At 33.8% G+C, this 24,905-nt stretch carries 31 protein-coding genes; 20 read left to right on the top strand and 11 right to left on the bottom strand.

Annotation, left to right across the window (positions count from 1 at the left end; genetic code table 11):
* Positions 1-2: 2 nt before the first annotated feature.
* The 4 genes from J7E44_RS12545 to J7E44_RS12530 are packed head-to-tail and all read left to right on the top strand — an operon-like array spanning position 3 to position 1,906.
* Positions 3-512 (top strand): hypothetical protein, encoded by a 510-nt coding sequence (locus J7E44_RS12545; protein ID WP_214830197.1) that lies wholly within the window; start codon positions 3-5, stop codon positions 510-512.
* Positions 509-856 (top strand): tRNA-binding protein, encoded by a 348-nt coding sequence (locus J7E44_RS12540; RefSeq protein ID WP_214830196.1) that lies wholly within the window; start codon positions 509-511, stop codon positions 854-856. Before J7E44_RS12545 ends, J7E44_RS12540 begins: the two co-directional genes overlap by 4 nt.
* A gap of 15 nt (positions 857-871) precedes the next feature.
* The gene (locus J7E44_RS12535; protein WP_214830194.1) at positions 872-1,576 is read left to right on the top strand and encodes a 3'-5' exonuclease; all 705 of its coding nucleotides are present in this window, start codon (positions 872-874) and stop codon (positions 1,574-1,576) included.
* Between the two features lie 3 nt (positions 1,577-1,579).
* Complete coding sequence (locus J7E44_RS12530; protein WP_214830192.1) at positions 1,580-1,906, top strand: SUF system Fe-S cluster assembly protein; 327 nt, start codon at positions 1,580-1,582, stop codon at positions 1,904-1,906.
* Positions 1,907-1,956: 50 nt separating this feature from the next.
* On the opposite strand, the gene J7E44_RS12525 is transcribed toward J7E44_RS12530, so the two are convergent.
* On the bottom strand, positions 1,957-2,796 hold the full coding sequence (locus J7E44_RS12525) for a sulfurtransferase (RefSeq protein WP_214830190.1): 840 nt from the start codon (positions 2,794-2,796) through the stop codon (positions 1,957-1,959).
* Positions 2,797-2,856: 60 nt separating this feature from the next.
* The gene (locus tag J7E44_RS12520; RefSeq protein WP_214830188.1) at positions 2,857-3,705 is read right to left on the bottom strand and encodes a hydroxymethylglutaryl-CoA lyase; all 849 of its coding nucleotides are present in this window, start codon (positions 3,703-3,705) and stop codon (positions 2,857-2,859) included.
* 186 nt (positions 3,706-3,891) lie between these two features.
* Here J7E44_RS12520 and pepT point away from each other — a divergent pair, with 186 nt between their 5' ends.
* The 5 genes from pepT (at position 3,892) to J7E44_RS12495 (ending at position 8,451) form a co-directional block, all read left to right on the top strand.
* Positions 3,892-5,139 (top strand): peptidase T, encoded by a 1,248-nt coding sequence (pepT, locus tag J7E44_RS12515; RefSeq protein WP_214830186.1) that lies wholly within the window; start codon positions 3,892-3,894, stop codon positions 5,137-5,139.
* Positions 5,140-5,551: 412 nt separating this feature from the next.
* Entirely contained in the window at positions 5,552-5,791 is a 240-nt protein-coding gene (locus tag J7E44_RS12510) for a hypothetical protein (RefSeq protein ID WP_214830184.1), read from the top strand.
* Between the two features lie 198 nt (positions 5,792-5,989).
* Positions 5,990-6,586, top strand: a complete 597-nt coding sequence (locus J7E44_RS12505; protein WP_214830182.1) for a porin family protein — start codon at positions 5,990-5,992, stop codon at positions 6,584-6,586.
* 127 nt (positions 6,587-6,713) lie between these two features.
* On the top strand, positions 6,714-7,727 hold the full coding sequence (locus J7E44_RS12500) for a sensor histidine kinase (protein WP_251040569.1): 1,014 nt from the start codon (positions 6,714-6,716) through the stop codon (positions 7,725-7,727).
* On the top strand, positions 7,717-8,451 hold the full coding sequence (locus tag J7E44_RS12495; protein WP_492330249.1) for a LytR/AlgR family response regulator transcription factor: 735 nt from the start codon (positions 7,717-7,719) through the stop codon (positions 8,449-8,451). Before J7E44_RS12500 ends, J7E44_RS12495 begins: the two co-directional genes overlap by 11 nt.
* 2 nt (positions 8,452-8,453) lie before the next feature.
* Here J7E44_RS12495 and J7E44_RS12490 read toward each other — a convergent pair whose 3' ends face one another.
* The 3 genes from J7E44_RS12490 to J7E44_RS12480 form a co-directional block, all read right to left on the bottom strand.
* A complete protein-coding gene (locus tag J7E44_RS12490) occupies positions 8,454-9,362 on the bottom strand; it encodes a DUF6268 family outer membrane beta-barrel protein (protein WP_214830176.1) in 909 nt (302 codons plus the stop codon).
* Between the two features lie 232 nt (positions 9,363-9,594).
* The gene (gene thiL, locus J7E44_RS12485) at positions 9,595-10,659 is read right to left on the bottom strand and encodes a thiamine-phosphate kinase (protein WP_214830174.1); all 1,065 of its coding nucleotides are present in this window, start codon (positions 10,657-10,659) and stop codon (positions 9,595-9,597) included.
* Positions 10,660-10,740: 81 nt separating this feature from the next.
* The gene (locus J7E44_RS12480) at positions 10,741-11,235 is read right to left on the bottom strand and encodes an acyl-CoA thioesterase (protein ID WP_214830172.1); all 495 of its coding nucleotides are present in this window, start codon (positions 11,233-11,235) and stop codon (positions 10,741-10,743) included.
* A gap of 113 nt (positions 11,236-11,348) precedes the next feature.
* Between J7E44_RS12480 and J7E44_RS12475 the strand changes: the two genes are divergently transcribed.
* The 4 genes from J7E44_RS12475 to J7E44_RS12460 all read left to right on the top strand — a co-directional run bounded on the left by J7E44_RS12475 (position 11,349) and on the right by J7E44_RS12460 (position 14,711).
* A complete protein-coding gene (locus J7E44_RS12475; protein WP_214830171.1) occupies positions 11,349-12,551 on the top strand; it encodes a BaiN/RdsA family NAD(P)/FAD-dependent oxidoreductase in 1,203 nt (400 codons plus the stop codon).
* A 183-nt stretch (positions 12,552-12,734) separates the two neighbouring features.
* Complete coding sequence (locus tag J7E44_RS12470) at positions 12,735-13,373, top strand: DUF2306 domain-containing protein (protein WP_214830169.1); 639 nt, start codon at positions 12,735-12,737, stop codon at positions 13,371-13,373.
* A complete protein-coding gene (locus tag J7E44_RS12465) occupies positions 13,370-14,290 on the top strand; it encodes a YARHG domain-containing protein (protein ID WP_214830167.1) in 921 nt (306 codons plus the stop codon). The genes J7E44_RS12470 and J7E44_RS12465 overlap by 4 nt, the downstream gene beginning before the upstream one ends.
* Positions 14,256-14,711 carry a hypothetical protein gene (locus J7E44_RS12460; RefSeq protein WP_214830165.1) on the top strand — a complete coding sequence of 152 codons (456 nt, stop codon included), beginning with the start codon at positions 14,256-14,258 and terminating at the stop codon, positions 14,709-14,711. The genes J7E44_RS12465 and J7E44_RS12460 overlap by 35 nt, the downstream gene beginning before the upstream one ends.
* Here J7E44_RS12460 and J7E44_RS12455 read toward each other — a convergent pair.
* The 3 genes from J7E44_RS12455 to J7E44_RS12445 all read right to left on the bottom strand — a co-directional run bounded on the left by J7E44_RS12455 (position 14,698) and on the right by J7E44_RS12445 (position 16,341).
* Entirely contained in the window at positions 14,698-15,096 is a 399-nt protein-coding gene (locus J7E44_RS12455; RefSeq protein WP_214830163.1) for a ribosomal maturation YjgA family protein, read from the bottom strand. The two genes, J7E44_RS12460 and J7E44_RS12455, sit on opposite strands and share 14 nt — an antisense overlap.
* Before the next feature lie 86 nt (positions 15,097-15,182).
* Positions 15,183-15,842, bottom strand: a complete 660-nt coding sequence (locus J7E44_RS12450; RefSeq protein WP_214830161.1) for a thioredoxin family protein — start codon at positions 15,840-15,842, stop codon at positions 15,183-15,185.
* 10 nt (positions 15,843-15,852) lie between these two features.
* The gene (locus tag J7E44_RS12445) at positions 15,853-16,341 is read right to left on the bottom strand and encodes a TlpA disulfide reductase family protein (protein ID WP_214830159.1); all 489 of its coding nucleotides are present in this window, start codon (positions 16,339-16,341) and stop codon (positions 15,853-15,855) included.
* Positions 16,342-16,491: 150 nt separating this feature from the next.
* Here J7E44_RS12445 and J7E44_RS12440 point away from each other — a divergent pair, with 150 nt between their 5' ends.
* Together J7E44_RS12440 and J7E44_RS12435 are read left to right on the top strand one after the other, a co-directional pair.
* Complete coding sequence (locus J7E44_RS12440; RefSeq protein WP_214830157.1) at positions 16,492-16,656, top strand: class IIb bacteriocin, lactobin A/cerein 7B family; 165 nt, start codon at positions 16,492-16,494, stop codon at positions 16,654-16,656.
* 166 nt (positions 16,657-16,822) lie between these two features.
* Entirely contained in the window at positions 16,823-16,981 is a 159-nt protein-coding gene (locus J7E44_RS12435; protein ID WP_214830155.1) for a bacteriocin, read from the top strand.
* 49 nt (positions 16,982-17,030) lie between these two features.
* On the opposite strand, the gene mutS is transcribed toward J7E44_RS12435, so the two are convergent.
* Positions 17,031-19,616 (bottom strand): DNA mismatch repair protein MutS, encoded by a 2,586-nt coding sequence (gene mutS / locus J7E44_RS12430; RefSeq protein WP_214830153.1) that lies wholly within the window; start codon positions 19,614-19,616, stop codon positions 17,031-17,033.
* Positions 19,617-19,741: 125 nt separating this feature from the next.
* Here mutS and J7E44_RS12425 point away from each other — a divergent pair, with 125 nt between their 5' ends.
* Positions 19,742-20,296 (top strand): GNAT family N-acetyltransferase, encoded by a 555-nt coding sequence (locus J7E44_RS12425; RefSeq protein WP_214830150.1) that lies wholly within the window; start codon positions 19,742-19,744, stop codon positions 20,294-20,296.
* A gap of 2 nt (positions 20,297-20,298) precedes the next feature.
* Here the strand turns inward: J7E44_RS12425 and J7E44_RS12420 are convergent, their stop codons facing one another.
* Complete coding sequence (locus tag J7E44_RS12420) at positions 20,299-21,177, bottom strand: cupin-like domain-containing protein (RefSeq protein WP_214830147.1); 879 nt, start codon at positions 21,175-21,177, stop codon at positions 20,299-20,301.
* A 188-nt stretch (positions 21,178-21,365) separates the two neighbouring features.
* Between J7E44_RS12420 and J7E44_RS12415 the strand changes: the two genes are divergently transcribed.
* Positions 21,366-22,259, top strand: a complete 894-nt coding sequence (locus J7E44_RS12415) for a bestrophin family protein (protein ID WP_214830145.1) — start codon at positions 21,366-21,368, stop codon at positions 22,257-22,259.
* Here the strand turns inward: J7E44_RS12415 and J7E44_RS12410 are convergent.
* Complete coding sequence (locus J7E44_RS12410) at positions 22,256-22,855, bottom strand: hypothetical protein (protein ID WP_214830143.1); 600 nt, start codon at positions 22,853-22,855, stop codon at positions 22,256-22,258. The genes J7E44_RS12415 and J7E44_RS12410 overlap by 4 nt on opposite strands.
* 57 nt (positions 22,856-22,912) lie before the next feature.
* On the opposite strand from J7E44_RS12410, the gene J7E44_RS12405 reads away from it, so the two are divergent.
* From J7E44_RS12405 to J7E44_RS12395, 3 genes are all read left to right on the top strand, one after another.
* Entirely contained in the window at positions 22,913-23,533 is a 621-nt protein-coding gene (locus J7E44_RS12405; RefSeq protein WP_214830141.1) for a toxin-antitoxin system YwqK family antitoxin, read from the top strand.
* Positions 23,534-23,538: 5 nt separating this feature from the next.
* Positions 23,539-24,069 (top strand): RNA methyltransferase, encoded by a 531-nt coding sequence (locus J7E44_RS12400; protein ID WP_214830138.1) that lies wholly within the window; start codon positions 23,539-23,541, stop codon positions 24,067-24,069.
* Positions 24,070-24,253: 184 nt separating this feature from the next.
* Complete coding sequence (locus tag J7E44_RS12395) at positions 24,254-24,904, top strand: CBS domain-containing protein (RefSeq protein WP_214830136.1); 651 nt, start codon at positions 24,254-24,256, stop codon at positions 24,902-24,904.
* Position 24,905 lies beyond the last annotated feature (1 nt).

The raw sequence follows: 24,905 nt of genomic DNA, 5'->3' as shown, positions 1-24,905 counted from the left end.
GAATGAACTTTGAACAAATCAATCTACATCTTGATGCCTACAAAGAACACAATCAGATTATAGATGCAGCTAACTATCTGATTCATTCTTTTAATTTGGAACATGAAAACTTTGCAGGATTTGATTTCCGGGAAGAGTTATCTCCCAACTCAATGCTTTTGACCGCTGAGGGACAACTCGGACAACCGCAAAAAGTAATGATTCCCAGAAATTTATTTGATTTTGATTTGAATCTTGTTCTTAATATGGTCGCCCATGAAATGCTTCATGTGAGACAAAAAGCCCCCGGTAATTTTATTGAAGATAAAAACGAAAGAGAGTTTCAGGCCTATTCTGAAATGCTTTTTCACAAAGTTTTCCCACAAATTCCTGAGGTTTCAGATTTTCATAAAAAATTTTTCGCCAATAAAGCTTTAGAGTATTATAAAAGAATGGGTGAAGGTTCAGAGCTTCAGAAAAAATATGCAGAACAGAAAATAGAAGTAGAACAGTTAATTAACCAATTATCATGATTATAAAGCCAGAAATATCCTGGGGAGATTTCGAAAAAATAGATATAAGATGCGGAACCATTATTTCCGTTAATGATTTTGAAAAAGCCAGAAACCCCTCTTACCAGTTAGATATTGATTTTGGAGATCTTGGCATTAAAAAATCCTCTGCTCAGATTACAACGCTATACAAAAAAGAAGAGCTAATAGGAAAACAGATTTTAGCGGTTGTAAACTTTCCAAAAAAGCAGATTGCTAATTTTTTCAGTGAATGTTTGGTATTGGGTGTATATGGAGAAGATAAAAGTGACGTCACTCTCCTAGCTCCATCATTGCCCGTAAAAAACGGCATGCAGGTTGGCTAAAAACACAAAATACTTATGATACAACACATTCAATTAGAAAAGATCTTATTCCTTGATATTGAAACCGTTCCGAATGCAGGATCATGGGATGACCTATCAGAAACAGATCAAAAGCTTTGGGACAAAAAAACAAGATTTCAACGGAAAGATGAAACTTCAGCGGAAGAATTCTATCCTGAAAGAGCAGGTATTATGGCTGAATTTGGTAAGATCATTTGTATTACAATTGGAATGGTCGAAAAGAATAATACCCTGAAAATTAAAAGTTTTGCCGATCACGACGAAAAAAAGCTTCTTGTGGAATTCGGAGAAATATTTAATAGTCCAAGACTTCGGGATGTAATTCTTTGTGCCCATAATGGGAAGGAGTTTGATTTTCCATGGATCGCGAGGCGCTTTTTAATTAATGGAATTCAACCTCCAGTTCCGTTTCAGATGTTTGGAAAAAAACCGTGGGAAATCCCTCATATTGATACAATGGAACTCTGGAAATTCGGAGATTATAAAAGCTTTATTTCCTTAGAGTTATTAGCTCATGTTTTTGGAATTCCCACTCCAAAAGATGACATCGATGGTTCAATGGTTTCATCAATCTACTACATAGAAAAAGACTTGCAAAGAATAGTTGACTATTGTGAAAAAGATGTCTTAACTTTGGCAAATATTTTCCGGCGTATGCGTCAGGAAGATTTATTGAAAAGAAATATCAATCTAGATTAAAAAATGAAATTTACAGACGATCAAATTGCTGATATAGGAGAAGAAATTATAAGAGTACTAAAATCCGTATATGACCCTGAAATCCCTGTGGATATTTACGAGTTAGGACTTGTTTACGATGTACAGATTTCTGAGGATGGTGATGTGAAAATCATTATGACCCTTACTACACCAAACTGTCCTGTTGCAGAATCCCTTCCACAAGAAGTAAAGGATAAAGTTCAGGCGGTAGAAGAAGTAAAAAGCGTTGATTTAGAACTTACTTTTGAACCTAGCTGGAATAAGGATATGATGAGTGAAGAAGCCAAATTCGAATTAGGAATGCTTTAATCATTAAAATACAATATAAAAAACCGCAGAAATTCTGCGGTTTTTTTGTTTTAAATATCTTTCGCTATTTCTTTCCCTTCTCTTCTGCTCCACTCGCTCCACGATCCTACATATAAGTTAGGAATCTGTAAACCAGCATATTCCAAGGCTAAAATCGTATGACAGGCTGTAACTCCAGAACCACAATGAATGATTAAATTCTCAGGCTTGTCTTTCAGCAATTTTAAATATTTCTCCTTTAAAATTTCAGGATTTAAGAATTTCCCGTTTTCATCAAGATTTTCAGAAAAAGGAATATTAATTGCTCCCGGAATATGTCCGGCTACCAAATCTATAGGTTCAGATTCTCCTTTATACCGGTAAGCATCCCTAACATCAATCACCGTTGAAGAATTGTTTACTAGTTCATTTTCAACATTTTCCAAACTTGAAGTAGGAAGAAGCCATCTTTCTCTTTTAATAATAGAAGCTTTCTCAAAAACTTCTTCACCTGATGTAAATTCCAGTCCTTCTTTTTCAGCGGCTTGAAAACCTCCATCTAGTACCTGAACATGATCTAATCCAAAAGACCGCAACATCCACCAGGCTCTCGCTGCAGCGTTGGATCCGTTTTTATCATCATACACAACAATATGGGCATTTTCTGAAATTCCTAAGTCAGATAAGGTTTGGCTAAACTTTTCAACACCTGGAAGCGGATGTCTTCCACCAAATGCAGCATCATCTCCAATTTCAGCAAGGTCTTTATCTAAATTAATAAATCTTGCTCCTTTAATATGCTTCTCAAGGTAGTTTTGGTAAACGTCCTTTCCTACCCTTGCATCAAGGATAATGAGGTTTTTGTTTTGGAAATTTTCTTTTAGTTCTGAAGTTGAAATTATAGGAGACATCTGATTTAAATTTAATTATTAAAAGCGGGCTTAAACCCACTCTTATTGATTTTTATATTTTTAAAAATGAAAAATATCTTTCGCTATATTATATGAGCTCTCAAAGTTTAAAAGATTCAGATTGTGATCTACTTTTTCAACGCTCATAAAATTAATGACTTGCTCTGTTGGCATATTTCCAACCAGATCATCTTCCGCCATAGGACATCCTCCAATTCCTTTTATCGCGCTATCAAACCTTCTGCAACCTTTATCATATGCTGCTTTCAGTTTTGAATAAGAATCTTCGTAACGATTATGAAAATGCCCTCCGAAATGAATTTCCGGATGTTTTACCGGTATCCTTTCGAATAAAAGAGCGATTGTTTCGGGTGTTGCAACACCTGTCGTATCAGATAATAAGATATTTTTAATTCCAATGTCAGAAAATCTTTGTGCCCAGAATTCCACATCTTCGACCTTCCACATTTCTCCATACGGATTACCAAAAGCCATTGAAAAATAAATATTCAATTCCTTATTTTCGGTTTTTACCAATTCCAGCATTTTAACAACATCATTAAAAGCCTCTTCCTGGTTTTTGTTTGTATTTCTATGTTGGAATGTTTCAGAAATAGAAAAGGGAAATCCAAGAATATCTACAGACTGGTGTTTCAAAGCTTTTTCAGCTCCTCTATAATTTCCGATAATGGCAGAAATTTTTGTATTCGATAAGGATTTGTCAATGTTTTCAGCAACCTCATCGGAATCGGCCATCTGTGGAATTGCTTTAGGAGAGACAAAACTCAGACTATCCAACACATCAAAACCCACTTCCATTAGCGAATTGATGTAATCTATTTTTTTATTTGTGGGAATAAATTCTCCCCAACCTTGCATGGCATCTCTAGGACATTCAGTAAGAAACATTTTCACTTTAGATTTTCTCAAATATAATAAAACTAAACAAGTTTATCTACGATAGATACAAAGCTAACATAATTTTGATTTTCAATTATTTATATCTGATTCATAATTTCAATAATTGATATTCAATTGCAAATAAGGTGTTGTGAGCATCAAATTTGCTAACTTTGTTAAAATTTATATTATCTAATGAGTACTATAGAATTCAGCCAATTATGGAGAGAGAAGTTATTGAATCGTTTTCTTAACTATGTAAAAATATATTCAACCAGCGATGCAGAAAGTGAAGCTACACCTTCAACTCCTCAGCAGTGGGACATTGCAAAATATATCGTTGAAGAATTAAAAACAATAGGTTTGGAGAATGTTTCTATTGATGATAATGGATACATTATGGGTTATGTTCCTTCCAATCTTGAAAATGATAATACTCCTACTATTGGATTTATCTCGCATTATGATACTTCACCGGACTTTAATGGAGAAAATGTAAAGCCTCAGGTCTGGGAAAATTATGATGGTGGAGATCTGCTTCTTAATCAGACAACAGGATTTACTTTATCCTCTTCAAAATTTGAAAGTTTAAAAAAATATATTGGTCAGACTTTAATCACTACAGATGGGAATACCCTTCTTGGAGCTGATGATAAAGCTGGCTGTGCAGAAATTGTAACTGCTGCGGAATATCTGATTGCTCATCCGGAAATCAAACACGGAAGAATTGCTATTGGCTTCACTCCTGATGAAGAAATCGGAAGAGGAGCTCATAAATTTGATGTTACAAAGTTCGGTGCTGAGTGGGCTTACACGATGGATGGTGGAGAAGTTGGAGAATTGGAATATGAAAACTTTAACGCTGCCGGAGCTGTGGTAAAAATACACGGATTAAGTGTTCACCCTGGTTATGCATATGGAAAAATGGTGAACGCAAGTCTTCTGGCTGCTGAGTTTGCACAATCTCTTCCAGCAAATGAAACACCTTCTACAACAAAAGGATTTGATGGGTTTTATCATTTAATGGATATTACTGCAGATATCTCTGAGGCAAAACTTCAGTATATCATTCGGGATCATAATGAAGAAAAATTTGAAGCCAGAAAGAAATTCATGGAACAGAAAGTGGCTGAATTTAATCAGAAACATGGTGAGGGAACTGCTGAAGTAGAAATTAAAGAACAGTACCGTAACATGAAGCAGCAGTTCGATGGTAAAATGCATATTATTGACCAGGCTGCTGAAGCAATGAAAGAAGCGAATATCGAACCTAAGATTAAAGCGATCAGAGGAGGAACAGATGGTGCGCAATTGTCTTATATGGGTCTTCCATGTCCTAATATTTTTGCTGGAGGTATCAATTTCCACGGACCTTACGAATACGTTGCATTAGAAAGTATGGAAAAAGCTACTGAAGTGATTATTAATATTGTTAAAAAATAATCAGTAATATACTATAGATACAAAAGCCTCTGTTTATACAGGGGTTTTTGTATTGGTGGAACATTACCAATACCTCCTACAACTATAACAATCTAACAGATAACCTATTACAAGTATAATACTTCTGAGTTTTTACTTCTCTACAATGTGAGTAATAAAAAATAAACTGTAACTTAGTTGGAGCTAAACCTTCAACTATGAAAAACAATTTTAACTATTACATAAAAAACGAGAAACCATAGCAATTGCTGTGGCTTTTTTCTTTAGGTTTATTAAAGGCATTTGTATTCTACTAAGTAATCTAGTATCAGATCAATTACAAGTTAAAATCGATTCTCATAAAGCACAACCCATTCTAATTCAATCGTTTTCTTTATATTTATTAAACAAAACCATTAAAAATCAAATTATCATGAAAAAACTTTTAAGAAAAGATCTGTCAACAATTCTGGGAAGTGGAATCAATGGCTGTCATAGTAATGGCGACTCTGCTTATTGCTGGACCGACTGTGAGTGTACTTACGGAAAAGCATGTGAAATGCCTGATGACGGAAACCCAGGAAGTTGTGTAAGTGTTGGAAGTCCAGGAGGAGGAGGTAACCCTGGTGGCGGATGCCCTCCAGGAATGATTTGTGAAGAAGAACCTTTTTAATGATAACCAATCGGAAATATTTTTCCGATTTTTTATTTTCCTTATACCGACTGTGTTAAGTGCACTTTCTTTAGTGTTGGTTTCACTCTTTAAATATAAATTCCTTTTTATCCTAACATCTCCACCGTTCATCAAATAAAATTTCATCTCATCTCTGACATCCGTTGTTTTGCATCAGATTTAATAACATTTATTTTTATGAAACAACGTTTTTTAGCAGTAAGCTCATTATTACTTTGCATTACTTGCTCCGTGGAAACCAACGCACAGCAAACTCCAGCTATACACATCGGAGTCAAAGCGGGAACCAACTTTACAAAAACATCCACAGAATCTTCGGACCTTACGGGAAAATATGGATTAGGATATCAGGCTGGGATTATGACAAGAGTAGATTTCAACCGTTTATATTTACAGGGGGAAGCAGTATTCAATAAGAGAAAAACATCCTATGACCTGAAAGAAGGAAGCTCACCTAAATTGAAATGGAATTCAATTGATGTTCCTATCGTAGTTGGTTATAAAATTGTAAATTCTAAAGATTTTAATGTTAGAGCATTTGCCGGTGGGGTCTACAGTTATGCATTTAATGAGAATATCTCTACATCAAAAGCTCTGCATGAAGGATTAAAAAAATTCGATAAATTCAATGTTGGAATTACAGGAGGAATTGGTGTCGATTATAAAAACTTTACAGTGGATCTGAGATATGAAACAGGGCTGACAAGCATCAGTAAGGAGTTCAAATCAAAGCCACATAGTTTCTCTCTGGGCATTGGATATTTCCTGTTCTAAAAACTTAAATTACCTTTACACATTAGAAACTGCAGTCTTGCGGTTTCTAATTTTTTATAAATCCACCTTTTTAACTATGACAACTCCCCTAGTTTTAAAAAAACATGTATTAATAACTATTTTTTGGATGGTTTTCGGCATAGCTATCTGGATACAGATCCAAGCTGATGTCGGCATGTATAATGCTTTTCTTCAGACTTCTATCATTCTGATAAGCTCTTATATTTTTGCTCATTTTTTAACGAACAAACGTCTTCCCAAAGCATTAATATCTAAGAATATGAATCAGTTTTTAATAGAGGCGCTCATTGTCATTCTATTATTGAGCTTTATATTTTCACTTGTCTTTACCTACATTAATATTAATGCCATTACTCCTATTCCACCAGGGGTTTTATCACATCTTTCCGTATTATGGAAGGGTTTTTATCTGTCGATTCCGGCATCGCTTTTAATTAATGGGACTGCTTGTGGTATCAGATTTTATCTGGAACATGGGAAAATAGAACGTGACCACATTCTGTTGCAACAGGCACATTTAGAAAACCAGCTTAAACTGTTGCAGGATCAGATTAACCCACATTTGGTATTTAATATCCTTAATCACATTCATATTTTAATGAAAACAAATACAGAGCTGGCTTCTTTTCTTCTGTTTAAGTTTTCTGATATTCTGCGTTATCAATTATATCATTGTAACAAAAATCAAGTCATACTCAATCAGGAGATTCAATACCTTCAGGATTTAGTTGAAGTAGAAAAACTACGCTGGGGAAATGAGCTGGATGTAAAAGCTACTTGGCAACTCAACAATCAGAAAGCCTTTATTGCTCCCCTTCTACTCGTTACTTTTATAGAAAATGCTTTTAAATATGTATGCCGCCTACCAGGACATAAAGGATACATTATTATTTCATGTAAAGAAGAAAATAATACCCTGTTTTTTTATGTTGAAAATTCTTATTCCAATCTCAGTACCTACAAAAAGAAAGATGGTGCTCATGGAATAGGTCTTCAGAATGTACAAAAAAGATTGCGTCTTCAGTATCCGGATTCTCATATCCTAAAGATTGAATCTGATGATAATGTGTACAAAGTTTCTCTAACCTTAAAATTATCTATAGATAATGATGAACAATAACCTTCCTAAAATGAAATGTTTAATAATCGATGATGAACCTTTAGCAAGGTTTTACCTTAAGGATATGGCAGATCAGATTGACTTTTTAGAAGTTGCAGACACCTGTGCCACAGCATTAGAAGCAAATTATAAAGTACAGGATAATCAAATTGATCTGATCTTTCTGGATATTAATATGCCTTATTTAACCGGACTTGAGTTTTTGGAACAATTGGAAAATCCTCCCTTATGTATTCTTACAACGGCTTATTCTGAATATGCTCTAGAAGGTTACAGACTTCAGGTGGTAGATTATCTTTTGAAACCCATTGCTTTCAATCGCTTTTATCAGGCGGTAAATAAAGCCCATCAACAATTTATTCTATCTGAAAAATCAAAAAAGAACCTCCAATTGGATGATCCTTTTTTATATGTCCGTCAATCTGATACCTTCATTAAGGTCTCCTGGGTAGATATCTTATACATAGAGAGCATGCAGAACTATACTAAGCTTCATTTTAAAGATAAATCTCTTGTTATTCATCAAACAATGAAAGCCATTGAAGAATCTCTTTCTCCAGAGCATTTTTTTAGAATTCATAAATCTTTTCTGATTAATATCACCCATATTGAAATGATCTCGGGAGGCAGATTGTACATTAATAAAATTGAGCTCCCTATTTCCAGAACCCGAAAAGAAGAATTACTAAATCAGGTTGTTTATAAGAAGCTCATCAGCAAATAAAATTATGGCAGATTCCAGCGTAACGAAAATGCCATATAAAAGGTACTGGCGAAACGCGGATCTTCCATCTTTTTAGTTTTAAATATACTTTTTATCTTACGATCGTTTTCGTTGAAACTTCTTAATAATGCTGTTCCTCCGGTAAGCCGTAAGCTTAAGTTTTTGCTGATCTGTAACTCAGGTCTTAAACCTGCGGTTATCTGCTGATATCCCAATAAAGTAGATTTTCCGCCTTTATTTCTTTCTACGGTCATCCCATTCATTTCTACCACCCCTTTTAAAGCAAATTTATCTGTGAACTGATAACCCGCTTCCAAACCTTCCGGGAAGTTAATCTTAAACTTGATTTTACTTCCTGTCTTCCAATCGAAATAAATCCACGGCATAATCATAGGTACTCCGAACGCAGTAGTTAATACCGGTCCTGCACCGAGAGCTAGATTTGGACTAAAGTTCTTTATAAATAATATTCCTCCCTGACCCAATACATCATCAAAATTTACATTTTCCAGATCGGTATAAACTCCTGCCGAAGCAGTAATCATCATGCTCCATTTCCCTCCTAATGGTCTCAAATGCTGTAATCCAATTTGTGCATTCAGCATCTGATCCGGAAACAAACTACTTTCGTAGTTCTTGTGGGACATCTTAGCATAGGATCCATTCACCAATAATGACCAGGCTTTCACTTTTCCATCATCTGTTTTCTTCATAGATAATGGAATATTGAAACTTACATCCATTCTCTTAAAATCACTTTTAGAATTTGTTTTCACGCTATCCTCCGGACGGATATAGCTGGAGTGTGGAATATATTCCGTTTTTACTTCTCCGGAAATTCCAGACTGAGCATTAACCCAACAACTCAGGTGAGCAAGACCATAAAAGACCGTCAAAAGACCTTTCTTCATAATTTAAAATTTTCACAAAGAGAGCCCTTTCGTTGCCCTGGGCAAAAATTACTTGATTAAGTGCTTATATCTTAGGATGAGTTGAAATAAATGTGTGATGAGTAAGATTTTCCTTTCCTTTCGATTTATACTAAAGAGATTGCTTCGTCGTTTTGCTCCTCGCAATGACAGTGAACAAAAAACCACCGCAAGGTTGCAGTGGCTTTTACAATATTTAAAAATTAAATCTAATCTATTCTTCTTGCTGGTTGCCTAAAAAAGCATCCCACCCCTGTGCTGTCAGAGAAACTAACTGATTTGATCCTCTTGCTACCATAAAGTTCCCTTCTTCTTTTTCTACAGCATGCCCTATAATGGTAAAGTCGGGATGGTTTTTAATTTTATCAAAATCATTAGGTGAAATTGTGAACAGCAATTCATAATCTTCACCACCACTTAATGCCGTCATTACAGGATTTAAATTCATTTCATCTGCTGTAGAAATTGTGAGGCTATCCATAGGAATCTTCTCTTCGTATAATCTGAATCCAACCTTCGACTGATCAGAAAGGTGCAAAATTTCAGAAGCCAATCCATCAGATATATCGATCATAGAAGTAGGTTTGATATCCAGTTCTTTCAAGATCGATTTTACATCTGTTCTTGCTTCTGGCTTTAATTGTCTTTCTAAAATGTAGTCAAAGCCTTCCATTTCAGGTTGCATATTTGGATCTGCTAAGAAAACAGCATGCTCTCTTTCCAAAATTTGAAGCCCCATATAAGCGCCTCCTAAATCTCCACTTACAACAAGTAGATCATTTGCTTTTGCTGTACTTCTTTTTATCAGGTTTTCTTCATCTTCTATTCCAACAGCTGTAATGCTCATTACTAATCCTGCATTTGAGCTTGTGGTATCTCCACCTATTAAATCCACTTTATAACGTGAGCAAGCTGCTTGGATTCCGGAGTAAAGTTCTTCCAGAGCTTCAACCGGAAAACGGTTTGAAACTGCCAGGGAAACTAATATTTGAGTTGGTGTAGCGTTCATCGCAGCAATATCACTAAGATTAACAACAACTGCCTTATATCCCAAATGTTTTAATGGAACATATCCCAAATTAAAGTGAACTCCCTCAGCTAAAACATCTGTAGTAAGTACTACTTTTTTGTTACCCGGATTAATAACTGCTGCATCATCCCCTACTCCAAGCTCCGAAGATTCATTGGACAGAGGAAAATGTTCCGTAAGGTGTTTAATCAGTCCAAATTCTCCTAATTTAGAGATCGGTGTCAGTTCCTGAGATTTATCTTCAAACATATCTTTATTTATAAGTGATGACGGATAATTGATAAATGATGTTCGATACTATTCTACCTATTATCATTTACAAATTATCTTTTATTTGTTAAACTCTGTTGGGTCAATATTTTCCGCATGAAAAGGGAATTTCTTAAAATCCTCTCTTGTTAAAATTTGCGTATCGGCAGTTTTGTATTTATTCATTGCTTCTACAATGTCATCCGGCGGCGTGGTCATTTTTCTTAACATCATATCAATCCATACTCCTGTAGCCTCCGATGTTGCACAATGCACCCCATCCGGCGTGTAGAATTTATGAAGAAAACGGTAGATAGAAGAATCTTCTGAGCACCCATCTATTTCCAAACTTACAATTACGGTCTGATCGGCATAGATCTCTTTAAAGAAAGAATATCTTTCATGCAGCATAACAGGTCCGATTCCCCATCTGCTTAATTGGGTAACTCCCATTTTTTCTTTTGTCATAAAAGCCATTCGGGTTTGTGCACAATACTGCACATAAGATGAATTTGCTAAATGTTTGTTGGCATCAAGATCGCTCCAACGCACTTCGAAGGTATGGTAGAATGTCATTTGAAAATCGTATTTAGAATGATAAAATTATAATCATCAAAAATACTCAAATAAGATGGTTTATAAAAATTGTACTTTTGGAAAAATAATCTTCAGCATAGGATTACATATACATGAAAAAAATTATCATTATTGGTGGTGGTGCAGCAGGCTTTTTTTGTGCATCAAACCTCGACGAAACAAAATATAAAGTTATTATTCTTGAACAGAATTCAGATGTCCTTCAGAAAGTAAAAATATCCGGAGGAGGTCGTTGTAATGTAAGTCATGCCTGTTTTGATCCAAGAGAACTGGTTCAGTTCTACCCTCGTGGAAATAAAGAACTTCTAAGCGTTTTTACCAAATTTCAACCGGGCGACACAATGGAATGGTTCGATCAACGAAATATTTCGTTGAAAATAGAAAATGACAACAGGATCTTTCCAGAGAGTAATTCTTCACAAACGATTATTAACACCTTCCTTAATGAAATTCAAAAAAAGAACATTGAGGTAAAAACAAAATGCGTTGTAAAGGAAATTCTAAAGGAAGAAGAAAAATATATTGTTAAAACCAATTCGGAAGACTTTGAAGCAGATTATATTATTTATACCACCGGAAGTTCTCCAAAGTCATTGAAAATTATTGAGAATTTAGGACATAAAATCATCAGTCTTGTTCCTTCGCTTTTTACATTCAATATTAAGAATGATTTACTAAAAGATCTCGCAGGAACAAGCTTTGAAAATGCAGAAATTTCTATTCCAAAATTGAAAACGGAAGAAAGCGGCCCATTATTGATCACACATTGGGGCCTTTCGGGTCCCGCAATTCTGAAAATTTCTGCTTGGGAAGCTATAGATTTAGCTTTGGTTAAATATAATTTTGAAATTGAAGCCAACTTTATTTCAAAAACAATGGATGAAGCTGAAGCATTATTTCAAAACTTCAGACAAAGTAATCCTAAAAAAACAATTGGTCAATCCAAGATCTTTGATATTACGAATAGATTCTGGCAGAAAGTTCTGGAAGTTTCCAAAGTTGACCTCAACAAACAGGTTGCTAATATTTCGGGAAAGGAAATGCTGATTATTTTAGAAAATCTTTGCAAAAAGAAATTGCAGGTAACTGGAAAATCAACCTTTAAAGATGAATTTGTAACCGCAGGAGGTGTAGATTTAAAAGAGATTAATTTTAAAAATATGTCTTCAAAAATCATCCCCAATTTTTATATTGCGGGTGAAGTTTTAAATATTGATGCGGTAACAGGTGGTTTCAATTTTCAGGCTTGTTGGAGTGAGGCTTGGCTTATCGCACAGGATTTGAATATAAAATAAATAAAGTATATAATGAAAAAAATAGCTTTGGGCAATAACAAGTCAATGAATAAAGAAGTGGAACGTGTCATAAAAGCAATGGCAAAAACTAAATGAAACCCGGCTGAACTCAACGGCAAACCTGTAAAATATAGATTTAAATTACCTATCACAATGCAATTTGAATAATAATAAATTCTTAAAATGCTTTTAGTCAAGAAAAAATATCTTCCCGTTTTAAAAATCCTTTTAATTCTAGGGTTCGGATATTTCTTTTGGCTTATGTTACAAATTACATTGGAATATATTCCTATAAAAGCAGATGTGAGTTTTTTAATGATCAAACAAACAGAAGTAGAGCACAGACCTGAATATCTTCCATTTTTTTACACCCATGTTTACACCAGTATCTTTGTATTACTATCTGGCTTTTTAGCTCTTCTCAGAAGGGATTTCGGTTTAAAAAACTTCCATAGAAATGCTGGCAAAGTGTATATTTTACTTCTGTTAATCTTCTCTGCTCCTGCCGGAATTTATATGGCGACATTCGCCAATGGGGGTTTTCCATCTAAAATTTCTTTCATCATACTTGGTAGCTTATGGTGGTTTACTACTTTCAAAGCTTATCAATTTGCAAAACAGAAAAAATTCACTCTTCATAAACAATGGATGTGGCGAAGTTTTGCGTTAACATTATCTGCTATAACTTTACGAATGTGGAAAGTTATTATTGTATATTTATTTCACCCCAATCCGATGGATGTTTATCAAATTATTGCATGGTTGGGTTGGATTCCCAATATCTTATTAATTGAATTCTTAATCACAAAAAAAATACTATGAAAATTTTAAATTATGCTTTGATCCCTTTACTGACAGTCTCTTTACTAAGCTGTAAAAAGGATGCGAAAAACACCAGCTCTTCTTCAGATTCTCTCACCGCAAAAAAAGACTCTGTAATCATTCCTGAAATTCATAAAGAATATTACGGAATTTATACTGGTGATTTTGCCGGAATGGAAAAAATGCTGGATGAGAGTGATGGTTCAGAATATGATGGAAGTATCTTAAAAAGAATTTCCTTAAAAATAAATAAAATAACAAAAGACAGTGTGTATGGACAAAGTATTGTAAATGGTAACCAACGTCCGTTCAGAGGTATTTTTAATGAAGCTACAAAATCTTTTGTTTTAGACGAACCTGGAAGTGATAAAACTGATGGAAGATTTGAGGTAAAATTAAATAATGACTCTCTATCTGGAAAATGGACAGCCTTTAATAAAACCGCTGTAAAAGCATCTTCTAAAACATTGAGATTAGCAAAAAAGGATTTTGTATATAACCCAAATTTCATGTTGGATGAAGATTCTGATCTTGTAGACTGGACTAATCCCAAAAGTTTTGTCGAAAAATATAAGGATGAAGAAACAGGAAAAACAGAAAGCTATACCACCTCAAAAAACAGAGTGGCTACGGAAGCTATCTTTAAAATTAATGCATCTAAGCAAAAACTAACTGAAAAAGACATTAAAAACTTAAGAAAGCTGGATATGGAAATCATTAAGAATTCAGTTTTTGCAAGACATGGATATTCTTTTAAAAAAGAAACATACAGAAACTTTTTTGAACATACGGACTGGTATATTCCTGTATCTGGCAATGTAGACAATGATCTTTCACCAATGGAAAAAGAAAACGTTGCATTATTGAATCGTTTTATCAAATATGCTGAAGACAAATATGACAGTTTTGGAAGGTAATATGAAAAAGTACCTAACCTTTATTATACTCGCTTTCTGCGTTGTTTTCATTTCTGCACAAAAAGATTCTATTTCCAATAACAACATAACAAAATCCGTTTCACCTGCTGGGTCTGCAACTGATAAGAGCCCTGACTTTCCAGGTGGCCATCAGGCATTTGTGAAGGAAATTTTAAGCACTTTTCGTACTTCACTGCTATCAAGTCTTAACATTACTAAAGCAAGAGCTGTGGCTTCATTCGTCATAGAAACAGATGGCAGTATGACCGATATAAAAATAGAATCCTATGAAAATGACATTATTAAAAGAGAGTTCTTAAAATCCCTCAATAGTGTTAATACAAAATGGATTCCTGGGGTAAACAATGGGATCAAGACGAGAATGAAAATGAGGCAGCCCCTTATATTTAGCCTTGAGTAGTCAGTAGCCGTTTATAATTTTTATGTTTTACAATGATATAAAGAATTAAACATCCGACTGCATAACATGCAATATCAATCCAGGAAAATGAATTTCCAATGACAATATACATAAGGCTTCCTTTTCGGAAGCCTATTTTTTCTGCAATATTGAAATATTGAGCTAGTTCTATAACACAAGAAAAGATAAAAATCCCTACAATAAGTTTTTGATCATCAATTATAGTGAAAGTTTTGATAAAAGTATACAGAAGAATCACGACAATAACATCCCCCAAATAAGCTCTTATAAAGAAAATATCTTTTAATACGGTCGCAATTAAAACTTCTGTCAGAAACAACAGAATTGTTAGAAAGAGATATTTCAGATTAAATTTTATCTTCATTATAATCTTTATATTTTAATATGGTATAATCAATATTACAAAGCGGGCTAAAGCCCGCTTTGTAAGTAAACGTATATAATCGATGATTATTTCTTTACTTTCACTGTGCATCCTATAGCTACAGTTTTTGTCATTTTTATAGGCTCTCCTTTTATCAAAGAATTTACCGCATCCTGAGCGTAATATTCTGAAACGTCATTCGGGTTGTCATAATTATTATCTATAGCTCCGATATATTTGACAATATTTTTACCATTATTCTTTTGCAGAATAAACACATGCGGTGTTTTAGTGGCTCCATACTGAGGATAAATTTTCTGTCCCTCATCTACCAAATAGGGAAAAGTAAATCCTTTTTGCTTAGCTCTTTCAATCATTTGCTTGTATCCATCTTCAGGTTGAACGTTCGGATCATTTGGGTTAATAGCAATCACAGGATAGCCCTGATCTTTATATTTTTTGTCGAGTTCTATAATCCGGTCTTCATATTTTTTAGCATAAGGACAATGATTACAAGTAAAAATGACAATAAAGCCTTTTGCGTTCTTATAGTCACTTAGGGAAACCATTTTCCCATCAATGTTTTTTAATTTAAAATCTGTTGCCTCATCACCCACCTCATATCCTTTATTAGATAGAGAAATAGGATGTTTCTCTGTTCCTTTTTTATCGTTATCTCTTGTTGTAAAACTCAACATTCCAAAACCAATAATGAAAGTTAGTATGATAATCTTTAAATTTTTCATAGTATTTTGTTTAAAGTAAATTTTTGTTAATCGTATTCTCCAACTCATCTTTACTCATTTCGCCGTCATTGAAAAATATTTTCTCGCCGTTTTTATAAAATAAAGTGACCGGAATATTACCATCCCAATCTTTTTCAAACCTTGGTATCCATGTATTCATCCTTTTGATATCATCCAACAAAATGACTTCCGTTGTTAGGTTTTTATTTTTTATAAATTTAATCACCTTTTCTTTATCTACCGCCCTATCCAAAGAAACCAAGATCATTTTAAATTTTGGATTATCTTTATGCTTATTGTTTACCTCCATGAAATAAGGAAGTTCCTTTATGCAAGGGGCACAGGTTGTTGACCAAAAATTGACAACAAGCAATTTATCTTTCTCCTGCTGAATACGCTTTTCCAGCTCTTCATATTTTATAGAGGAAACATTAATTTGCTGCGCCTTTGAAATGGTAAAACATAAGAACAGAAATAAAATACTTATTGAATTCTTCATATTCAAAATTAATGAAAATTTTCATTTGTCAATGATTTCCAGCACATTAATATACCTAATTTCAGGTATTTTCATAAATTCTGTTCACATATAATTGATATATCAGAATTAAAAATGTAATTTAGTTTAACCAAATTAAAAGTTTTTATTATGAAAAAATCAAGCATTCAAATCAAGAAATTGACTAAAAAAGAATTGAAGGAAATTAATGGTGGTTTTGGACCGGCTTGCCCAAGAGTAATCAGTTGTTTTGATCGCCATACCGGTGAAGAACTGAGTGGCGTTTATGGTATACAAGACGGATACTGCTGCTAATTAAAAGAAATATCTTGCTAAAAACAAGCAAATATATTCTTCTAAACTAGAAAAGACACCAATATTTTGGTGTCTTTTTTTATATTAAAGAAGAGTTTTACTCACTGTTTTTGGATTTATTAAATAAATAATATACCTTAGTTTAACTAAATTAAATATTATTACTATGAAAAAATCAGACTTATTAAAACGAAAATTATCTAAAAAAGAACTAAAAGAAATTAATGGTGGTAATAGTAATGGCTGTGATATGGAATGCCTTTGCATTAACCCGGGGGGCGATCCCTATATTGGAGTTTGTGACATAAAAGGAGCGTGCTGTTAATAACTCAAAATAAAAAAAGAAAGCTTTAGCTTTCTTTTTTTATTTTGAGTTAACCTCCAATCATTTTCTTTATTGAATTTAGTTTCATTAAAGCTTCAATAGGTGTCAAAGTATTGATATCAATCTTTGTAAGCTCCTCTCGGATATTTTCCAAAACAGGATCATCTAACTGGAAGAATGACAGTTGCATATTTTCATCTGTTACTCTTTTTATGCTTTCTGATGAAGTTCCCTGGGTACGACTCGCTTCCAATGTTTTTAGAATTTCATTAGCCCTGTTCACTACTTTTGCGGGCATTCCAGCAAGTTTTGCTACATGGATACCAAAACTATGCTCACTTCCCCCGGGAATAAGTTTTCTCAGGAAAATAATGTTCCCTTTGTTTTCCTGAATCGAAACATGGAAATTTTTCACCCTTTCAAAATTAACCGTCATTTCATTCAATTCATGGTAATGAGTAGCAAATAAGGTTTTAGCCTGGCTTGGATGTTGGTGAAGATACTCCGCGATAGCCCATGCTATAGAAACTCCATCATAAGTAGAAGTACCACGTCCGATTTCATCCAGTAAGATTAAACTCCTTTCTGAAATATTATTTAGAATATTGGCAGCTTCATTCATTTCAACCATAAAAGTAGATTCTCCAGCAGAAATATTATCTGTTGCCCCTACCCTTGTAAAGATCTTATCTAACACTCCTATTTCAGCATGTTTTGCCGGCACAAAACTTCCGATCTGAGCCAGAAGACAAACAATTGCTGTCTGACGAAGGATCGCAGATTTACCGGCCATGTTCGGTCCGGTTACCATAATGATCTGTTGAGAATCTTTATCCAGAAATATATCATTCGGAATATATTTCTCTCCTAATGGGAGCGCATTTTCTATAATGGGATGCCTGGCTTCTTTTAGATCGACAACATAACTTTCATTCAATATCGGTCTTGTATAACTTTCAGACACGGCTAGTTCTGATAACCCAGCAGCAACGTCGATCTGAGCAATAATATTTGAATTTTCCTGTATCTGATCAATATACACCATTGTTTCAGAGCATACATTTCTATATAACTCATTTTCCAAAACACTGATCTTCTCTTCAGCTCCAAGAATCTGACTTTCATATTCTTTTAATTCTTCTGTGATATATCTTTCAGCATTCACTAAGGTTTGCTTTCTTAGCCAATCTCCCGGAACTTTATCTTTATGGGTATTCCGAACTTCAATAAAATACCCGAATACATTATTAAAATCAATTTTAAGACTTGTAATTCCTGTTCTTTCAATTTCTCTCTGACACATCTCATCCAAAAAGCCACGACCTTTGCTTTGAAGATTTCGTAACCTGTCCAATTCTTCAGAAATACCATCTTTTATCACTTTTCCTTTCGAAATATTGACAGGAAGTTCTTCATTCAACCTATTTTGCAAAAACTTAATCAGCTCATCCAGGTCATATAATGGTTCTATCCATGCCAGCACATCTGCAAATGGATGAAGTAACTCTTTGATGGTATGAATATTAACTAAGCTCTGACGAAGATATCCCAGTTCTTTCGGTGAGATCTTTTCAGCTGCCAGTTTCCCCATTAATCGGTCTAAGTCAGAAATAGACTTTAGTAACTGTGAAATTTCATACTTTAAACCATCATTTTCGTTTAAAAAATCAATTAATGACAATCTTCTTTGGATCTCACTAACGGATTTTAGGGGGAGAATAATTCTGCGTCTCAAGAGTCTCCCTCCCATTGGAGTTGATGTCTTATCTATAATATCTAATAGCGATTTTCCCTGTGGATTACTTGGATACACAATCTCCAGATTTCTTAATGTAAAATTATCCATCATCAGGAAATCATCCTGAGGGATCACTTTAATTTTTGTAAGGTGAGCCAGTAGATTATGATGTGTATCTTCAACCAGATAAGCAAAAATAGCTCCTGCCGCCGTAATTGCTAAAGGAAGGTTTTCTATACCAAACCCTTTTAAAGAATTTGTTTTAAAATGATTCGTTAATTTCTCATACGCAAAATTGTATTGAAAAGCCCAGTCTTCCAGCTTAAAAGCACTTTTATTCTTAAACTGATCAGGAAGCTGAACACTTCTCTGATAAATAATCTCACTGGGATCAAACGTCCCGACAATATGTAAAAGCTTTTCCAGATTTCCTTCGCTTACTAAAAACTCTCCTGTGGAGATATCAACCAAAGCAATTCCAAATTTTTCTTTTTCTTTATGAAGGGAAAGCAGAAAGTTATTTTTCTTCGAACTTAATACCTGATCATTAAATGTAACACCTGGGGTAACCAGTTCTGTAACTCCTCTTTTTACAATTCCCTTTACCATTTTAGGATCTTCCAACTGATCACAAATAGCAACACGAAGTCCAGCTCTAACCAGCTTTGGAAGATAAGAATCCACAGAATGGTGCGGAAATCCAGCCAATTCTATATGCCCTTCTCCATTTGCTCTCTTTGTCAGAACAATACCCAATACCTGAGAAGCACGGATCGCATCCTGTCCAAAAGTTTCATAAAAATCTCCAACCCGGAATAATAAGAGTGCATCAGGATATTTTGCCTTGATGGTATTATACTGAGTCATTAATGGAGTTTCCTTCTTCGTTTTTGCCATAGTAAAAAATGAACGTCAAATTTAGAAAATAAATTCAGGCTTAGGAAATTGTTTCTGGATTAATGTTTTCAAAAACTACCTTGGTCTAATTAATTTTTTATCGTATTTTTCAATAAAATTGAGTAATGGATTTTCCAATATTAGAAACTGAAAGGTTAATTTTAAGACAACTAACTAATAAGGATTCTAAAGATTTATTTGACTATTTCTCTTTGGATATTGTCATGGAATATTATGATTTAGAAACCTTTACTCAAATTGAAGAGGCCGAAAAACTGATTGACCATTTCAATAGTGAATTTGAAAATAAAAAGGGATTCCGATGGGCTATTGAATTGAAATCCGAAAAAAAAGTAATTGGAACCTGTGGTTACCACAACTGGTTTCGCGAACATTTTAAAGCCGAACTTGGCTATGAGCTCAATCCGAAATTCTGGAGAAAAGCCTATATGAAAGAAGCTGTACAGGCCATTATTCCGTTTGCTTTTACAACAATGAATTTACATCGCATAGAAGCTTTCATTGATCCTGCTAATATTTCATCCGAAAAACTTTTATTGTCACTCGATTTTAATGAAGAAGGTACAATGCGTGATTTCTTCTTTGAAAAAGGAAAATTTGTAGACGCTACTATTTTTGGACTTATTAATAAGCTGAAAATATCTGCAAGCAGAAAGTAATTTTATTTGTTTCCCTTCAACTGTTTTTCTAACGCTTTTGTGCTTTTTTCATAAGCCCATTTTTGTTTATAATTTACCCACTTTGCTTTAAAGACCTTCCTTAACAGCTTATCAGTATATCTCATAACAAAAACATGGTAAAGCATACTTGCAAAAACCTTTGGTTTATTAGGAAGTGCTCGGAGTGACAATGAAAAACCAGGTTCAAGATATCTGTTAAAATGCCAAAATGCTCCCGGTATGAAAAGAGCATCTCCATGTTCCATAAAAATCTCATATCCTTTAGCATATTGTAAAGCCGGAAATTTCTCATAATCTGGATTTTCATAATCTATATCATAGACTGTATGAACAGATAAAGGAACCTTATAAAGAAAAGCAGACTGCTCCTGATCAAACAATAATATCCTTTTTTTTCCTTCAAAATGAATATGCATGAAATCTCCCAAATCAACATCATAATGCATTAAAACATGAGCCTCACTTCCTCCAAAAAATAAGGTAGGAAGCCTTTTAAAAAATTTTATGCCAAGATCAGGATAGGTAAAGTTTTTTAAAAGCTCAGGAAGTCTGTCAGTAATAATATAGAAGAAAATACGGAGATCTGAAGGTTTGCTTTTTATAGTATCTATATAATCCTTCATTTTCATATGGGTAACCGGAGCATCTGAACTTTTGGCTGCATTGGCCGGTTTATTATCATATAATGGAACTTCTTGTTCTCCCGCTTTTTCACGAATATAAGCGAGATTCCATTGATCAAAAGCTTCCCACCGGCTTGCGAAATTTTTGATCAGCAGAGGCTTTTTTTTCCTGAAATAATCTTTCTGAAAATCTTCTTTACTAATATCATTTACAACATCTACTTTTTCGAGAATCATTTTGTTGGCTGATTTAATGTGAAATAAAAGTAATGTTTTTTTGAAATTTATAAAAATTTTACTTTTTACATTTTCTTTAAAATCCTAATAGTACTGTTAATAGAAAGGATTGTGTAAGAAAATAAATCAATAATGCATAGACTAAGGATAAATCGAAAAAAATTATATTTGTACCATCAACTAAATTTATGAGAGTCTACAATACCAAACATTTCCTGAAGATCCTTTTCAGTTTACATAAAAGTGATACTTTGAAAATTCTTTTTCCGTCGATGATCGTAGTTGGGATATACTCTTATGGGATAGAATATCTGGAAATTGAATACCTTCACCTCACTTCAAAATCAGCGGTAAGCAATGTGGGTATGATTCATTCTCTGCTAGGTTTTGTACTTTCTTTATTACTGGTTTTCAGAACCAATACAGCATATGACAGATGGTGGGAAGGAAGAAAGTTATGGGGAAAACTGGTTAATGATACCAGAAATTTTGCTATAAAAATTAATCTTATTCTTGAAAATGACAGACAAAGTGCGGAACAAATAGCACGGTATTTAAAGTTTTTTCCTCATTTTCTGGCTAAACATCTCTCTAAAGAATCTACAAGACTCGCATTAGATGAAGATTATTCAGAGATAGAAAAATCTCTTAAACATCATGGGCCGAGTGAAATTGTTATTCTCCTTAGCCACAAATTAAACCAATTGAAAAAAGAAGGTAAAATTTCAGATATAGAAATGGTATTTCTTGACACTCAACTTTCCGGTTTCCTAGATATATGTGGGGGTTGTGAAAGAATAAAAAACACACCGATCCCCTATTCTTATTCTTCCTTTGTGAAGAAATTCATTATACTTTATGTATTGGCACTGCCTGTGGCTTATGTAATTAGCATTGGCTTATTCATGATCCCTCTTACAGTCTTTGTCTATTACGTTTTAATGAGTCTGGAACTTATTGCAGAAGAAATAGAAGATCCTTTCAATAATGACGAAAATGATATTCCTATGGAAACAATAGCACAAAATATCGAAAAGAGTGTTCACCAGATTATGGGACTAAAAAATAAAATCAACCTTTAAAGGTTGATTTCTTTTAACTCGCCATCTTGTTTTATTTCTACGAATTTACTTTCTCTACTTGATGAAGCATAATTATAGAAAAAAGTTTGATATATCGGAGTGGAGTACAGATAGCCACCATAAACATTGTAAGCATCTGATTGTCCGGTTTGTTGTTGATAATTTGCTGTAGCTGTAAAGTTTACAATCGTTTCCAGATAATATTTGCCTGGTTTCAGTTTTTCAAATTTAAACCGTCCATGAGCGTCTGTATAAGCATCTATTCTATATTTAAACGCTTCTTCGGACATATAAACAGTTGTTTTTCTATTTTCATATTTCTTTCTCATGTTGTAAAACTCTTCAAAGTATGGGGTTACAGGAAAAAGCATGACTACGGTTCCTTCAGGAGCATAATGTTTTTCCCCAAGCAATGGTTTAAATCCCCAACTGTTTTTTTGTTTTGTGGATGCTACTCCTTCAATGGTAGAATTTCCAAAACCAATCATACTCTGAGCTAATTTTTTATCGAAGAAAGCTTGTGGATAATATGTATTTTGTGCCTTTGATAATATAAAAGCAGACATTAACGTTATTAGTATAAGTAAATTTTTCATATCATATTTTTTTATTTCAAATATAACTATTTTACTATTTTTGAAATAAAAAAATCTATGAAATACATTTTTCTTTTATTATTTTCTGCATCTTCGTTGGCTATTGCACAAAAACCATGCGGATATAAAGATGGGTTACAGGAAGGAAGCTGCAAACAATTCTTTGAAAATGGACAGGTAAAAGAAGTTGCTGAATGGAAAAAGGGAAAGCTTGATGGTGATGCTGTTTTCTATTATGAAAATGGAAAAATTCAAGCTCAAGGAGAGTACAAAAAAGACTACAAAATAAAGGAATGGGTTTATTATGACAAAAACGGAGTCTTAACCTCAAAAGAAGCTTTTAGGAATGGTGAAAAAAATGTCTATGATAATAGTTTAACAGGTACCTTTTATTCACCTTCGGGAACGATTACTGAAATTTCTAATTATAAGTTAGGAAAACTGAATGGTGAAAGCAAAGTCTTTTATGAAAATGGAAAGTCTGTAAAACAGATTGGTTATTATGAAAATGGGGTGGCAACAGGGAAATGGAAAATGCTTTATCCATCGGGAAAAGTTCAGCGTGAGACCGAGTTTGCCAATGACCAATGGAATGGTACCAGGGTTCATTATCGTGAAGATGGAAGTGTTGAAAAAACAGAAATTTACAAAAACGGAAAATTAATCTCTACAAAATAATATAATTGGTACATAAATTAAAACTGGAAGAACTCAACAGAATAGATGTAGAAACATTTAAGAAAGTTGAGAAGATTCCTTTGATCGTCATTTTGGATAATATAAGAAGTATGCATAATGTGGGAGCCACGTTCAGAACGGCTGATGCTTTTTTAATTGAAAAAATAATTCTTTGCGGAATTACCCCGCAACCTCCTCATCGCGAAATTCATAAAGCGGCATTGGGGGCTACAGAAAGTGTGGATTGGGGTTATGAAAAAGATATTAATATAACGATTCAGGATTTAAAAAGTCAGGGATTTGAAATTATTGGTATCGAACAAACCAGCAACAGTACGATGATCACTGATTTTACAATCGATAAATCAAAGAAATATGCTTTAATCCTCGGTAATGAAGTGGATGGTATAAGTGATGAAGCTTTGGAAAACATTGATGTATTCTTGGAAATTCCTCAGTTAGGAACTAAACATTCTTTAAATGTAAGTGTGTGTGGAGGTATCGTAATGTGGGAGTTCACAAAGGCTTTAAAATAAAAAACTGCATATGTCTAAAAGACAGTGCAGTTTGAAATAAATCTAATAAAAAGTAAAAATGAAAGGCGACAAAGATAATTTTTTTTTATTTACAAACAAATTTTTGGTTCGCATTTTTTATTTTTCCGAAAAAAAAACCGAATATTACAAAACAGTTTCGTTTAATTTTTTATAAATTAGCACAATGTTTATCAAGGACTATATCTCAAAGGATTTCCCGTGTTTTAGCCTGACTGACTCAATAGAATCAGCAAGAAGTACATTAGAAGATTTTGGATATACCCATATTTTCATTAAAAAATCCCATCACTTTTATGGGGCTATTGCTAAAGACTTTCTTCATGAGACAGAAGGAACGTTAAAAGATCTTGAGCATCAGGTTGAGCGATTTGCTATTCTTGAAGATAACAATATCATGGACAGTATCCGTTTGTTTTACACGTTCAATTCCAATGTGATCCCTGTAATCAGTAAGACAGAAAAATATTTGGGATATATCACCTGTGAAGATGTTTTTCAAGATATGTCACGCTATCCTTTATTTTCAGAATCTGGGGCCATTCTCACGGTAGAAGCTCCGGCGAGAAAATATTCGATGACTGAAATTGCCAATATTGTGGAAAGCAACAATTCAAAGTTTTATGGTGGTTTTATCAGTTTTATGTCTGAAGAGGTTGTTCGTGTTACCATTAAGATCAGCAATGAAAATCTGGCGTCTATTGATGCAACTTTTGATCGATATGATTACAGAATTGTTGAAAAATTCTATTCTGATGAAAAGACCGATCTGTTTAAAGACCGATTTGGTTTTTTCCAAAAATTTATAGAAATATAAC

The organism is Chryseobacterium sp. ISL-6 (assembly GCF_018613715.1).
Taxonomy (GTDB): domain Bacteria; phylum Bacteroidota; class Bacteroidia; order Flavobacteriales; family Weeksellaceae; genus Chryseobacterium; species Chryseobacterium paludis.
The sequence above is the reverse complement of the archived record's forward strand: the minus strand, read 5'-3'. Positions and strand labels throughout refer to the sequence as shown.